The sequence below is a fragment of the Alterirhizorhabdus solaris genome, assembly GCF_007785815.1.
GTDB lineage: Bacteria > Pseudomonadota > Alphaproteobacteria > Sphingomonadales > Sphingomonadaceae > Alterirhizorhabdus > Alterirhizorhabdus solaris.
Map to the genome: position 1 here is coordinate 1 of NZ_VNIM01000101.1, position 14,301 is coordinate 14,301.

General features: G+C 69.1%; 12 protein-coding genes. 6 read left to right on the forward strand and 6 right to left on the reverse strand.

The annotated features are described in order from the left end of the window. Nucleotides 1–443 (reverse strand): CHAP domain-containing protein (locus FOY91_RS17800; RefSeq protein ID WP_238995779.1); only part of this gene is annotated, 443 nt, incomplete at its 3' end. 219 nt (nt 444–662) lie between these two features. On the opposite strand from FOY91_RS17800, the gene FOY91_RS17805 reads away from it, so the two are divergent. The 5 genes from FOY91_RS17805 (at nt 663) to FOY91_RS17825 (ending at nt 4,898) form a co-directional block, all read left to right on the forward strand. Then, on the forward strand, nt 663–980 hold the full coding sequence (locus FOY91_RS17805; RefSeq protein ID WP_145154822.1) for an SWIB/MDM2 domain-containing protein: 318 nt from the start codon (nt 663–665) through the stop codon (nt 978–980). 21 nt (nt 981–1,001) lie between these two features. After that, complete coding sequence (locus FOY91_RS17810) at nt 1,002–1,646, forward strand: hypothetical protein (protein WP_145154824.1); 645 nt, start codon at nt 1,002–1,004, stop codon at nt 1,644–1,646. Between the two features lie 65 nt (nt 1,647–1,711). Beyond that, nucleotides 1,712–2,839, forward strand: coding sequence for a DUF47 family protein (locus tag FOY91_RS17815; RefSeq protein WP_203234624.1), 1,128 nt, complete (start codon nt 1,712–1,714; stop codon nt 2,837–2,839). Nucleotides 2,840–2,855: 16 nt separating this feature from the next. Continuing rightward, nucleotides 2,856–3,851 carry an inorganic phosphate transporter gene (locus FOY91_RS17820; protein WP_420822892.1) on the forward strand — a complete coding sequence of 332 codons (996 nt, stop codon included), beginning with the start codon at nt 2,856–2,858 and terminating at the stop codon, nt 3,849–3,851. A gap of 72 nt (nt 3,852–3,923) precedes the next feature. Beyond that, entirely contained in the window at nt 3,924–4,898 is a 975-nt protein-coding gene (locus FOY91_RS17825; protein ID WP_145154827.1) for a bifunctional helix-turn-helix transcriptional regulator/GNAT family N-acetyltransferase, read from the forward strand. Nucleotide 4,899: 1 nt separating this feature from the next. Here the strand turns inward: FOY91_RS17825 and FOY91_RS17830 are convergent, their stop codons facing one another. The 4 genes from FOY91_RS17830 to FOY91_RS17845 all read right to left on the reverse strand — a co-directional run bounded on the left by FOY91_RS17830 (nt 4,900) and on the right by FOY91_RS17845 (nt 10,565). Next, nucleotides 4,900–6,153 carry an N-succinylarginine dihydrolase gene (locus FOY91_RS17830; RefSeq protein WP_145154829.1) on the reverse strand — a complete coding sequence of 418 codons (1,254 nt, stop codon included), beginning with the start codon at nt 6,151–6,153 and terminating at the stop codon, nt 4,900–4,902. Nucleotides 6,154–6,501: 348 nt separating this feature from the next. After that, nucleotides 6,502–7,527 carry an arginine N-succinyltransferase gene (locus tag FOY91_RS17835; RefSeq protein ID WP_145154831.1) on the reverse strand — a complete coding sequence of 342 codons (1,026 nt, stop codon included), beginning with the start codon at nt 7,525–7,527 and terminating at the stop codon, nt 6,502–6,504. After that, entirely contained in the window at nt 7,524–8,750 is a 1,227-nt protein-coding gene (locus FOY91_RS17840) for a hydrolase (RefSeq protein WP_145154833.1), read from the reverse strand. Before FOY91_RS17840 ends, FOY91_RS17835 begins: the two co-directional genes overlap by 4 nt. Nucleotides 8,751–8,792: 42 nt before the next feature. Next, nucleotides 8,793–10,565 (reverse strand): cation:proton antiporter domain-containing protein, encoded by a 1,773-nt coding sequence (locus FOY91_RS17845; protein WP_145154835.1) that lies wholly within the window; start codon nt 10,563–10,565, stop codon nt 8,793–8,795. Nucleotides 10,566–10,727: 162 nt separating this feature from the next. On the opposite strand from FOY91_RS17845, the gene ybaL reads away from it, so the two are divergent. Continuing rightward, nucleotides 10,728–12,362, forward strand: coding sequence for a YbaL family putative K(+) efflux transporter (gene ybaL / locus FOY91_RS17850; RefSeq protein ID WP_145154837.1), 1,635 nt, complete (start codon nt 10,728–10,730; stop codon nt 12,360–12,362). 264 nt (nt 12,363–12,626) lie between these two features. Here the strand turns inward: ybaL and FOY91_RS17855 are convergent, their stop codons facing one another. Continuing rightward, nucleotides 12,627–14,234: a bifunctional GNAT family N-acetyltransferase/carbon-nitrogen hydrolase family protein gene (locus FOY91_RS17855; RefSeq protein WP_145154839.1), complete on the reverse strand. Its 1,608-nt coding sequence runs from the start codon at nt 14,232–14,234 to the stop codon at nt 12,627–12,629. Between the last annotated feature and the right edge of the window lie 67 nt (nt 14,235–14,301).

The window sequence follows — 14,301 nt, forward strand, 5'->3', positions numbered from 1 at the left end:
CCATAGACGAAGCCGAAGGTGGGGTATGTGCTGCCGCCCAGCGCCTCGTTGGTATCGTACCACACGCGCACCGCGCTCCAGTCGTGTCGGGACGACACGTCCACCATCGTCACGTCGCGTTCAACCTGCCCGCGCTGGCCGCCGATGCGCGACCAGTTGGCATGCGTCACCATCAGAATACGCGGCGAGATGACGCGGCTGACGACGGCGACATGGCCGAGCTTCATCGCGGGCGTGGGACGGAAGACGAGGACCGCGCCGACCTTCGGCTTGCGACCACGATCATATTGCCCGTCCGCCTGATCCCACCACGTCCAGGCATCGCCGTACAGCGCGATGCCGGACATGCGGCGGGCGAACGGTACGCACTCGCCCACCGTTTCCGCGCGAAGCGGGGCGGCGAGCGTGGCGACGACGCAGGCAGCCAGCAAAACGGTGCGCACCCCCATGATCCCCTGCTCACCCCCCGAATCGACAGGGGAAGGAGCGCATCGTCGCCAGCCCGCCGCCAGACGAGGCAGGCCGATCCTGCGACGAGCCGTTGCTCTTGCGCGTCCGGTCGTTGCCGGATAGCGCGCTACCGGCATCTGCCATGCGATTGCGATGGACATTTTCCCCCGCCGGTTCATTCTTTGCGGCTGGAGACAGGTTGCGGAGGTTTCATGCCCACCAAATCGGATACCAAGCCCAAGGCCGCTGCAAAGCCCAAGGCCGCCCCCAAGGCTAAGGACGGCACGAAGGTGGACGGGCTGCACCGTCCGCTTCAGCCCTCGCCCGAGCTGGCCGCGGTGGTCGGCGACACGCCGCTTTCGCGCAGCGACGTGGTGAGCAAGCTGTGGGAACACATCAAGGCGAACGATCTGCAGAACCCGGCGGACAAGCGCGAGATCCTCGCCGACGAGAAGCTGGAGAAGGTGTTCGGCAAGCCGAAGGTGACGATGTTCGAGATGAACAAGCTCATCTCCCCCCACCTCAAATAAGCTGGACGCGCATTCCCCCTCATGGCCGAAAACAAGGAAGCGAGCGACCGCGCGGCCACCCGGCGGCGTTGGGTCACGCTCGGCGAGATACTGGCGGTGGCGGCGGTCGCCATCTCGGGGCTCACGCTGTGGGATTCGCATCAGGAACGGGTGCGTGCCGAGCAGAAGGCGCAGGCCAGCGCGACCCGCGAGGACAGCGAGGCGGCGACGCTGGTGCTGCGCGCGGCCCCCTCGCGTGACGGCGACCGGCTGACGCTGACGCCGCTGAACGACACGCAGGCGATCCAGGCGCAGACGATCCTGTTTCCCGGCGCCCTCGGCCTGACGCCGGTGGAGACGACGGGCGATCCCCGGATCGAAGCGGCGTGGTTCGACGAGGCATTGAAGCGCGCGCGCAAGGCGGCGGGTGAAAAAGAGGATGCGCCGGGCGACCAGCGCTTGCCGGTGGTCGTCGTCACGCATTATCTGGCCGACGGCAAGCCGCACACGGCTCGCGCGATCCACGATATCGGCTACACGCTGGACGGGCGGTTCCTGCGCGGCACGGCGGTGGTGCTGCGTGGCATGTCGGTGGTGGCCACGGTGCCAGGCAAGGCGATGCAGCCCCGGCTCGATGCCCTGTGGCGCAGCCGCCATCCGCAAACGGCGGAGAAAGCCGGGAAATAATCGTCCGCCGCGTTTGATGACGATGTGTTTCCGTGGCATGGCACGCCCTCCCTTCGGAGGTGGCCATCAGACAGATCGCGGCGCTGCCCTATCGGATCGAGCCGGACGGTTCGGCCCGCGTCATGCTCATCACCTCGCGCGGGACGGGGCGCTGGGTGGTGCCGAAAGGCAACCCGATCAAGGGCCTCGATCCTCACCGCGCCGCCGCGCACGAGGCGTATGAGGAGGCCGGGATCAGCGGCATCGCCTGCCCCACCGCGATCGGCCGGTTCCGCTACGCCAAGCAACTGAAGAACGGCCGTGTCCGCATTGCGCGGGTGGACGTGTTCCCGCTCTCCTTCGTCTCGCAGGCCGACGAGTGGCCCGAGCAGGACGAGCGCGATTTTCGCTGGTTCACCCTGCCCGATGCGGCGGCGGCGGTGGCCGAGCCGGAACTGCGCGCCATCATCACCGGCTTCCGCGCGCCGGAAATCTCGATGGGGATCGGCACCCGGCTGCTGACCCGCATCCGCCGTCTGTCGAGCGAGAAATCATCCATGCTGCGCTGGTTCCAGGCCCTCATGCCCAAACAGGGCCGCTTCTTCGAGCTGTTCGAGGATCATGCCGCCACGCTGGTAGCCGGCGCCGATGCGCTGGCCCAGCTGCTGGAAGGCAGCGACACCATGGCGGTGCATTGCCGCGAGATCTTCACCCGCGAGCAGGAGGCCGACGACATCACCCGCGAGGTGCTGCAGGATGTACGCCGCACCTTCATCACCCCGTTCGATCGCAGCGCCATCACCGGCCTGATCGGGTCGATGGACGACGCGATCGACCAGATGAACCAGACCGCCAAGGCCATCACCCTGTACGAGGTGACCGAGTTCCGCCCGCAGATGCGCGACATGGGCGGCATCATCGTGGAGGCGGCGCGGATCACCGCCGAGGCGATCCCGCTGCTGCGATCGCTGGGCACCAACGCCGGCCGCCTGCACGAACTGACCGAGCGGCTCGTGCGGATCGAGGGCCATGCCGACGAGATCCACGATGCCGGGCTGAAGGCGCTGTTCAAGGCCCAGAAGCAGGAGGACGGGCAGGGCAGCCCGATGGGCTTCATCGTCGGCCGCGAGATCTACGGCCATCTGGAAAAGATCGTCGATCGCTTCGAGGATGTCGCCAACGAGATCCAGGGTCTCGTGATCGACCACGCCTGAGCCGCCGCCCGTGGACATGATGCTCTCGCTGCCGCTGCTGATCGGCCTGATCGGCGTGGCGCTGCTGTTCGACTTTCTGAACGGCCTGCACGATGCAGCCAATTCGATCGCCACCATCGTCTCCACCCGCGTGCTGCGCCCGCAGTTCGCGGTGCTGTGGGCGGCGTTCTTCAACTTCATCGCCTTCCTGTTCTTCGGCCTGCACGTGGCGCAGACGGTGGGGACGGGGATCATCGAGGCGCATGTCATCGATCCGCAGGTGATCTTCGGCGCGCTGACCGGCGCGATCGTGTGGAATCTGGTGACTTGGGCGATCGGCATTCCCAGCAGCAGCAGCCACGCGCTGATCGGCGGGCTGCTGGGCGCGGGCACCGCCAAGGCCGGGCTGTCGGCGATCGTGTGGGGCGGGGTGCTGAAGACGACGGCGGCGATCGTGCTGTCGCCCGCGTTCGGCCTGTTCCTCGCGCTGATGCTCGTGCTGGTCGTCTCGTGGGCCTGCGTGCGATCGACGCCGATCGCGGCGGACCGGCGCTTCCGCAAGCTGCAGCTCGTCTCCGCCTCGCTCTATTCGCTGGGGCATGGCGGCAACGATGCGCAGAAGACGATGGGGATCATCGCGGTGCTGCTCTACTCGCAGGGGATGCTCGGCGGCGCGTTTCACGTACCCTTGTGGGTGGTGCTGTCGTGCCAGGCGGCGATGGGGCTGGGCACGCTGTTCGGCGGCTGGCGGATCGTCCACACGATGGGATCGAAGATCACCCGGCTGACCCCGGCGCAGGGTTTCTGCGCGGAAACGGGCGGCGCGATTACCCTGTTCGGCGCGACGTGGCTGGGCATTCCCGTATCGACCACGCACACCATCACCGGCGCGATCGTGGGCGTCGGCGCCTCCCGCCGGTTGTCGGCGGTGCGGTGGAACGTGGCGGCGAACATCGTCGTGGCATGGGTGGTGACGCTGCCGGCAGCGGCGGCGATCGGTGCGCTGGCCTATTGGGTGGCGGGGCTGTTCTGAAGGCGGACAGTCACGCTTGACACCACCATCACCGATCCATAGCACGGTATATATCTGTGCATGGAGTTTGTGATGGTCGGCGATGTGTTGCGCGAGGCGGGGCCGGTGTTTCTCGGCAGCCGGCTCAAACGGCTCGGCGAGCGGATGCAGGCCGGTGCGGCACGCGTGATCGCCGAGGCGGGGCTGCCGCTGCAACCGGCGCACATGCCGCTGATCGCCGCAATCGACGGTCGTTCGCTCACGATCGGGCAACTCGTCGAGGCAGTCGGGGTCAGCCAGCCTGGGGTGACGCGGGCGATCGGCCAGCTGATCGAACTGGGCCTCGCCCGATCCGACACCGGGCGGGACCAGCGCCAGCGCACCATCTCGCTGACCGAAGCCGGCGTCGCCGCGATGGCACGCGCCCGGCTCCACGTATGGCCGCGCGTGGAGGAGGCGGTCGCCACGCTGTGCGGCGGCGACGCGGCGGTGTTTCTCGACCGGCTCACCGAGGTGGAGAACGCGCTGGCCGCCACCCCGCTCGATGTGCTGGCAGCGCAGGCCCGGCCGCAGGTGCTCACCATCCGCGACTTCACGCCCGACCTCGCCGGCCACTTCCACGACATCAACGCGGAGTGGATCGAGACGATGTTCCGCATGGAGGACACCGACCGCGCCGTGCTGGAAAATCCGCAGGCCAGCATCATCGATGGCGGCGGCGAGATATTGTTCGTCGAGGCGCGCGGGCTGGGCATCGTCGGCACCTGCGCGCTCCAGAAGACCGGACCGGCCAGTTTCGAGCTGACCAAGATGGGGGTCAGGCCCGAGGCGCGCGGGCTGAAGGCGGGGGCGTTTTTGCTGGCCGCGATGATCGGGCGCGCGCAGGCGCTGGGCGCCAACCCGCTTTATCTGCTGACCAACGCAAGGTGCGCGGCGGCGGTGCATCTGTACGAAAAGCTGGGTTTCCGGCACGATGCCGACATCATGGCCCGTTACGGCGCACGTTATGCCCGGTGCGACGTGGCCATGCGCTACGTCGGCGCGGAACCGGGCGGCGCTCCGGGCTGATTCAAAGAGCCGCGCCCAGCCCCAGTTCGTCCAGCAGCGCTGCCCGCGCGCTTTCCGCCTGTCGCCACAGCGCCGGATCACCGATCGCGGCGGGATCGATCGTCTCGGGCCAGTGTGCCTCCACCACCCCGGCGATCCGCGCCAGCGTCGCATCGTCCGCCAGAAAGCGCGGGTCGATCGTGGCGGGGTCGGCCATCACGCGCAGGCGCAGGCAGGCGGGGCCGCCGCCATTGGCCATCGACTCGCGCACGTCGACATAATCGAGCCGGCGGATCGGGCCGTTCCCCGCCACCATCGCCTCCAGCCAGCCGCGGACCGACGGCACCTCGCGCGCATCGCCCGGCAGCACCAGCCCGCTCTCGCCCGACGGCAGCGTGACGAGCTGGGCGTTGAACAGATAGCTGCGGATCGCGTCGGCAAGGCTCACCCGATCGGCGGGCACCTCGACGATCTCCACCCCGGGCATCAGCCGGCGTAGATCCGCGTAGAAACCGGCGCGGTCGGCGAACGCCTGCTCGTGCGCGAACAGGACGCGCCCGTCCGCCACCGCGACGACATCGTTGTGGAACGCGCCGGCCGCGATCGCCGCCTCGGACTGCGCCACGAACAAAGTGCGCGACGGATCGAGGCCATGCCGCCGCGCCACCGCCTCGCCCGCCATCCGGCTCTGCCGGGCAGGGAAGGGGCCGCCGCCGGTGCCATACACGAACACCTCCACCCCCGGCGCGCCGGGGTCGGCGGTCAGTCGCATGTGATTGGCCGCGCCCTCGTCGCCGAACGGGGGCGGCACCGGGCCGTGGATGGCGAAGGCGCGCGTGTCGGCAAAGGCGAGGCGCAGTTGCGCCAGCGTTTCGCGCCATTCGTGGCTGCGGTGTGGCATCGTCATCAGGTTGGCGACGGTCAGGTGGCAGCGCCCGTCCGCCGTATCGGGCGAGGGGGAGACGGTGGCCGCGTTCGCCGCCCACATCGGCGAGGCGGACATCGCATTGGCCAGCAGCACCGCATCGGCCCCGTCCGGCGTGGTACCGAGCGTGGCGAGCCAGTCCGCCGCCGGCCGGCGGTGCGGCATGAACACCCCCTGCGCCAGCCCGCGCGCGACGTTGCCGCGCATCTTGGCGATGCCCTGCAAGGCGGCGGCGCGCGGCCGCGAGGCGGCGCCGGCATTATGCGTGGCGGCAAGGTTGCCGAGGCTGAGGCCGGAATAGTTATGCGTCGGCCCGACGATGCCGTCGAAATTGATCTCGATCAGGGGCATGAGGTGCCGGCTCCGTCTGTCGCCTGAAGTCGCGGTGGGGGGCGATCGCTCATCCACATGGGTGAGGCAGGGGCGGGCGCGGCCCGTCGACTTCGTGCGGGGAAAGGGAGGGCTGCTTGCCGTTCGATGGGGCACGACGCTCGGGACGGACTGTTCATGCCGGCGCGGACGCCTCGAAGCGCATCATCCAGGGCGGGTGTCCTCCGCGTCGCATGCTGCGCCGGTGCCGCCTCGAAGCCAGACCGGAAATGCAAGGTGAGCACATCAACCGGCGCCGGGGATGCGTCTGCTCTGGCCCCCCGCGCCTCGTGTCGAACGACGTAGAGACGGCTCCGATGGGTCGGGACGTCAGCGTGGCACATGCAGCACCGTAGCGCCCACGCTCAGGCCGAGAGCCGCCGCCGCACCGGCATCCAGCGCCACGCCGTCTCCCGCCGCCGCCACCCGTGCGAACCCTGCGCGAAAGCCGGCGAGGCGGCCGGTCGCCACGATCGACGTTTCGCCGGTCGCCCCGTCGATCGTCGTTACCGTGGCCGCCTGCGCCTTGCGGATCGTGCGGATCGCATCGGTGCGCGCGGCCATCGTCGGGCCGCCGTCGAAGATGTCGATATAGCCTTCGTGGCGGAAACCCTCATGCTCCAGCATCCGCATCGCCGCGCGGCCCCCGGGGTGGGGCAGGCCGATCACCGCGCGCGCCGTCTCCGCCAGCATCGCAAGATAGATCGGATGCTTGGGCATCAGGTCGGCGATGAACTGGTTACCGTGGATCGCGTTGAATTCGTCCGCATCCTGGAAATTCATGCCGAAGAAGCGCCCGGCCAGCCCGTCCCAGAACGGCGATCCGCCCGCCTCGTCGATCACCCCGCGCAGCTCGGCGATCACCCGATCGGCGAAGCGGGCGCGGTGCAGGGCGATGAACAGATAGCGGCTGCGGGCGAGCAGCAGCCCCAGCCCGCTCGCCCGCTCGCGCGGGTGGAGGAACAGCCCGCCCACCTCGCTCGCGCCCTCGTAATCGGTGGTCAGCGTCAGCATCTCGGCGCGGAAGGTGCGGTTCAGCTCGCGGCTGGTCTGGCTCAGCGTGCCGAGGCGGTAGGTGTAGAAGGGCGAGCTTTCGCCGACCGCCGCGAAGATCTGGCCGGTGCCGATCACCCGGCCGCTGTCGGCATCCTCCAGCACCAGCATGTAGAGGTCGTCGCCGGGCACGTCCTCCGGCTTGGCGAACGCCTCGGCCGATCGCGCCAGCCGCGCCTTCAGCGATCCGCGATCGGGCGGCAGGTTGGTGAAGCCGCCGCCGGTCAGCTTGGCCATGTCGTACAGCGCATCGAGATCGTCGGGGCGCGAGGGGCGGACGATGCCGGTCGTCGGCACGATCATGGTCGGCCCGCTTCGGCCAGCCGGAGCAGCACCAGCGCGGACAGGCGGGCGCGTTCGGCGAGGCTGTCGATCAGCAGATATTCGTCCGCCGAATGGATCGCGCCGCCGCGCGCGCCCATCGTATCCACTACCGGTACGCCGCAGGCGGCGATGTTGTTGCCGTCGCACACGCCGCCGGTCGGTTGCCAGCCGATCGTCTGGCCGAGCGTGGCGCCGCAATCCCGCACCATCGCGAACAGCCGTTCGGCGGCGGGATCGAGCGGCTTGGGTGGACGGCCGAACCCGCCGTGGACGTGGACGCGCACGTCATGCTCGGCCGCCACCATCGCCACCGCTGACTCGAGAAAGGTGCGCGCGCGTCGCTCGTCCTCCGGCGTGGCGGGGCGCATGTTGACGCGCAGGATGGCGTGATCGGGCACCACGTTGTTCGGCCCGCCGCCGTCGATCCGTGCCGGGTTGATCGAGAGGCGTGGCGTGGCGCTCTTGCGCAGCCGCACCGCCAGATCGGCGGCGGCGACGATGGCGTTGCGGCCGTCCTCCGGGTTGCGCCCGGCATGCGCGCTGCGCCCGGTGAAGATGATCGAGAAATTGCCGCTGCCGGGCCGCGCGCCGGCCAGCGTGCCGTCGGGCAGCGCCGAGGGTTCGTAGGTGAGCGCCACCGCCTTGCCCCGTGCCGCGGCCGCGATCAGCGCGGCCGATCCGGGCGAGCCGACCTCCTCGTCGCTGTTGACGACCACCTCATACCCCAGCCGCGCCGCCAGCGGCGACGTCTCGATCGCGGTGAGGGCGGCAAGCATGATCGATAGGCCACCCTTCATGTCCGCCACGCCCGGCCCGCCGAGCGTGGCGGCATCGAGGCGGGTGACGGTCTGGAACGGGTGATCGGCGGCGAACACCGTATCCATGTGGCCGGTCAGCAGCACCCGCACCGGCGCCTCCGGTCGCACGACGAGATGCAGGTTGCGGCCATGTTCCACGGCGACGCGGCGGCCGTCCGGCGCGATGTTCTCCCCCGGAGCCGCGTCGCGCAATGAGAGCGTGCCGGGCAGGAGAGCGAAGGCATCGGCGAGCAGCCCGGCCATCGTGGCGAGGCCGGGCAGGTTGCCGCTACCGCTGTTCACCGTGGCCCACGCCTCGGTCTGCGCCAGCATCGGCGCGGCGGCGGCGCGATCGAGCACGGCGGCGGTCGCCGGATCGAGGGTGGGGGTCGTTGCCGTCGCCATGCCCCGATCATGCGCCCGCTTCCGCCGCGGGCGCAACCCGCGCTATTTGCCCGCGTCGCGCAACGTGCGGCGGCGGATCGGCGGCTCGTGGGTGATGTTGGCCATCTGCATGATCTTGGCACGCAGTTCCGCCCGTTTCTCGTGGATCGAGGCGATCACCGGCCCCATCGGCACGCCGAGATCCACCAGCACCGCCTCCGACAGTTGCAGCGAGGACTCCAGCGTCTCGGGCACGGCATCGCTGGCGCCGGCGCGGTACAGCTCGGCGGCATGGTTCGGATCGCGCGCACGGGCGACGATGGTGAGATCGGGGTGCAGCGCGCGCACCTGAGCGGTGGTGCGGACGAGCTGGACGCGATCGTCCATCGTCAGCACCAGCGCGCTCGCCGCTTCCAGCCCCAGCCGCTCGATCATGCCGGGGCGGGTGATGTCGCCGAACATCACCTTGTAGCCGCGCTTGCGGGCGTGGCGCAGCGTGTCGATATCGGCGTCGATCGCGATATAGGGGCGGCTGTGCGCATCCAGCACCTGCGCCACCAGCCGACCGACGCGGCCGAGGCCGACGATCACGGTGCGTTCCTCCACCGATGCGTCCTCTTCCTCCTCGCCGGTGCGGTTCAGCTCTACCCGCCGGGCGATGTCCCGCCCGGCCAGCGCCAGCAGCGGCGTGATGGTGAGTCCGATGGCGGTGACGATCTGCCAGAAGGCGGCGGTGCTGGGCAGGATGAGCTGCGCCTGGGCCGCCGTCGCCAGCACGATCAGCGTGGTTTCCGACGGGGAGGACATCAGCAGCCCCGTCTCGGCCGAAACGCCGGGGCTGGCGCCGCTCAGCCGCAGCAGCCCCGCCGTCACGATCGCCTTCGCCAGCACCACCCCCACCACGGCGGTGAGCAGTGACTGCCAGTTTTGAGCGATCACCTTCAGATCCAGTCCCATCCCCACGGTGATGAGGAACACGCCCAGCGCCAGCCCCTTGAACGGCGCGGTGATGACCTCGACCTCGGTGTGATAGTCCGTCTCGGCGATCAGCAGCCCAGCCAGCAACGCGCCGACGATCGGCGACAGGCCGGCGGCGGTGGTGGCGATGCTGGAGAGGATCACCACCAGCAGGCTGGCGGCAAGGAACAGTTCCGGGCTTTTCGTGCGCGCGGCCTGGCCGAACAGGCGGGGCAGTAGCAGCCGGCCCAGCACCAGCATCACCGCGATGGGGAGGCCGCCCTGCCACAGCGTCCGCAGGATCCCGTCCCACCCGGCATCGGCGGCGTTGGGCGCCAGCGCGCCGAGCGCGAACACGATCGGCACCAGCGCCAGATCCTCGAACAGCAGCATTGCAAAGGCGGTGCGGCCGACCGGGCTGACCATGCCCGCCATCGGCAGCACCAGCGCGGTGGAGGACAGCGCCAGTGCCAGCCCCATGCCCACCGATCCCGTCCAGCCCTGGCCGATCAGGTGCAGCGCCACGCCGATCAGCAGGGCCGATCCGATCAGCTCGGCCGCGCCCAGCCCGAACACCGCACGCCGCATCGACCACAATCGCTTGAACGACAGTTCCAGCCCGATCGAGAACAGCAGCAGCACAATGCCCATCTCGGCGAACGGTTCGATCGAGTGGGTGTCGGTGATGGTGACGTGATAGAGCCACGGCGCGCGATCGACGAGCGACCCCAGCCCGAACGGCCCGACCAGAAGACCGACGAGGATGAAGCCGATCACCGGGTTGACCCGGAAGCGGGCGAAGGCCGGGATGACGAGCCCGGCCGCGCCGAGGATGACAAGCGAATCGCTGAAGGCGGTGGATTGGATCGGAAGCGCCATTGCCTCCCTTGTCGCGGACCCCCGCCGGCAAGGCCAGCGCCATACGCAACAAAAGTGCATCGCCCTGTGGCGCGGCGGCCACCAGCCCCACTTCGTTACAAACGGAGGCGGAACAAAGCCGGGGGCGATCGCTTGGCAGGAGGAAAGGAGCCGTCTCGCCCCATGCCCCACGCCACCCCGCTTATCGCCACCATCGTCGGCGGTATCGTCCTCGCCTTCATCTTCGGTGCGATCGCCTTCCGGCTGCGCCTGTCGCCGCTGATCGGCTATCTGGTGGCGGGCGTGCTGATCGGGCCGTTCACCCCGGGCTATGTGGCGGACCAGCATCTCGCCAACGAACTGGCGGAGTTGGGCGTGATCCTGCTGATGTTCGGCGTCGGCCTGCATTTCTCGATCAAGGATCTGCTCGCCGTCCGTACCATCGCCATTCCGGGCGCGCTGGTGCAGATCGGCGCGGCGATCCTGCTCGGCATGGGGCTGGGCTGGCTGCTCGGCTGGACGTTGATGGCGGGCATCGTCTTCGGCCTCGCGTTGTCGGTCGCCAGCACGGTGGTGCTGCTGCGCGCGCTGCAGGAACGCCGCATCCTCGATACCGAGCGTGGCAAGATCGCGGTCGGCTGGCTGATCGTCGAGGATCTGGTGATGGTGCTGGCGCTGGTGCTGCTGCCGGCGATCGCCAACGGCGGCGGCGAGGGCGGGGCGGGGCTGCTCGCCACGCTGGCGATCACGATCGGCAAGGTGATCGCGTTCGTCGCCTTCATGCTGATCGTCGGTCGCCGCGCGATCCCGTGGCTGCTGCACAACATCGCGCACAGCGGCTCACGCGAGCTGTTCCGGCTGGCGGTGCTGGCGATCGCGCTGGGCGTGGCGTTCGGCGCAGCGATGCTGTTCGGCGTGTCGTTCGCGCTCGGTGCGTTCTTCGCCGGCATGATCCTGGCGGAGTCCCCCCTCAGCCAGCGCGCCGGCGAGGAGACGCTGCCGCTGCGCGATGCGTTCGCGGTGCTGTTCTTCGTGTCGGTCGGCATGCTGTTCAACCCGCATGTCGTGACGGACCAGCCGCTCGCGCTGGCCGCCACGGTGGCGATCATCGTGGTCGGCAAGTCGATCGCCGCCTTCCTGATCGTGCGGCTGTTCGGCCGGCCGACCAAGACGGCGCTGACCATTTCGGCCAGCCTCGCGCAGATCGGCGAGTTCTCGTTCATCCTCGCCACGCTCGGCTTCTCGCTGAACCTGATCCCGGCCGAGGCACGCGACCTGATCCTGGCGGGCGCGATCATCTCGATCCTGCTCAACCCGCTGCTGTTCACCCTGATCGACCGGGTGGCGGGCAAGGCGCTGGCGACGGAGACCGACGATCATGCGATCGGCGACGCGCCGCACCCGCCGCAGACCGGGCACATCGTGCTGATCGGCCATGGCCGTGTCGGCTCGCGCGTGTCGGCCGAACTGCTGGAGGCCGGCGAGCGGGTGACGATCGTGGAGACGCATGACGACGTCGTGGCCCGCCCGGCCCACGACAAGGCGACGTTCGTGGTCGGCAACGCCGCCAGCCCGGATGTGTTGGGCCGCGCCCGCGTGGCCGAGGCGCGGCTGCTGTTCCTCGCCATCCCCGAGAGTTTCGAGGCGGGGCAGATCATCGAGCAGACGCGGCGGATCAACCCCGGCGTGCGGATCGTCGCCCGCGCCCATGGCGAGGCGGAGTCGAAGCACCTGATCGGACTGGGCGCGAACATGACGATCAACGGCGAGCGCGAAATCGCCCGCTGCATGGTGGATCAGGCGCTGATCGGGAATTGAGAGGCCGGCAGGCAGAGGTGGGGACGGAACGGGGACGCGGCGGGAATGAGGGACGAGGGTTGATCGAAGCCGGACCGTCGGCCTCCGCCGTCTTCATTCTCCCCCTATCCACCCGCCCCCTCATCCCAGCGTTCGCGAGGATGAGGAATAAGGGCAGGGCGCACGTCAAGAGAGGGGCAGGTAGGACGGGCCTGGACCAGGCAGTCGGAAACGGTGTCCGACAGCAGGCAGCTGGCCATGGCGCCAGCGCCCCGCCCCCGCCCATCAGCCACCGCCCGGCGTGCGCGGCCCCATCGGCTGCGCCACGGGCGGGGTGGCATCACCGTGCGGGCCGTGGTTCCAGTCGATCTGGTAGAGGTCGAACCGGCGGTCGGCCAGATTGCGGACGGTGCCCTCGGCGCGCGCCCATGTGAGGTCGGCGAGGTTGACGTCGCTGATCGTCAGCGTCTCGACATTCTCGGTCGCCTCCGCCGCGATGCCGTCGCGGGCGAAGGGGAAGTCGCACGGCGTCAGGATACAGCTCTGGGCGTACTGGATGTCCATGTTCTCCACCTTCGGCAGGTTGCCGACGTTGCCCGACATCACGACGTAGCACTGGTTTTCGATCGCGCGGGCCTGGCAGCAGTAGCGCACCCGCAGATAGCCCTGCCGGCTGTCCGTGCAGAACGGCACGAACAGGATGCGCGCGCCCTCGTCCACCAGCCGGCGGGCCAGTTCCGGAAACTCCGAATCGTAGCAGATCAGCACGCCGATCGGCCCGCAGTCGGTCTGGATCGCCTCTACCGCGTCGCCACCCTTGATCTTCCACCAGTAGCGTTCGTTCGGCGTCGGGTGGATCTTCTCCTGCGCGTGGATCGATCCGTCGCGAAGACACACGTAAGCGACGTTCTGGATGTCACCGTCGTCGGTACGGGTCGGGTGCGACCCGCCGATGATGTTGATGTTGTAGCGCAGCGCCATCCGGCTCAGCTCGTCCACCAGCGGCTGGCGATGGTCGGTCAGCCGGTCGATCGCCTCCATCGGCGTCAGGTGCTCGGCCTCGAACGACAGCAGGGAGAGCGTGAACAGCTCCGGAAACACGACGAAATCGGCGCGATAATCCGCCGCAACGTCGACGAAATATTCGACGTTCTTCACGAACTCGGCGAAGTCCTTCACCGCGCGCGCCTGCAACTGCACGGTGGCCAGGCGTACGCTCTCGATGCCGCGCGGCACGCGGAACTTGGCTTCCTCGTTCGGATCGACATAGGGGTTGCGCCACATCATCAGCGCGGCGAACCCGGCCGACCCCTTGTCCTCCGGCAGGTAGCGCGGCAGCACGCCGACCGGCTCAAACCCGTTGGCGATCTGGAAGCCGATCACCGGATCCTCGATCTTGCCCTCCTTCACCGCTTCCAGATAGGCTTCCGGCGTCTTCACCTTGCGGCGCGCCTTGGCGTAGTTCGGCATCCGGCCGCCGAACACGATGCCCTTCAGCTCCAGCCGCTCGGCCAGCGTGCGCCGCGCCTCGTACAATCGCTTGCCGATGCGCAGGCCGCGCTGCTCCGGGTCGATGCACATCTCGAAACCGTAGAGCCAGTCGCCGGTGGGATCGTGGCGGGAGCCGAAGCCGTTGCCGGTGATCTGCTCCCAGTCGTGCGGCGCCAGCGCGATCGGCTCGTCGATGCGCGAGGAGGCGCAATAGCCCACGATCTTGCCGTCGTAGACCGCGACGAACTGGCCGTCGGGGAAGTTGTTGATCTGGCCGCGGATCATGCCGCGGCTGTAGTGCGTCATGCCGGGGTACACCCGGTCCACCAGCGCGATGATGCGGATGGCGTCGGCGGGTACGGCAAGCCGCACTTCTAGGCGGGCTTTGGCAGTCTTCGGCATCGGTCTTCCCCGCTGGATACGTTCGCGAAACGAACGGCGCGGGGCGGGGAAGACCGATGCCGAAGAC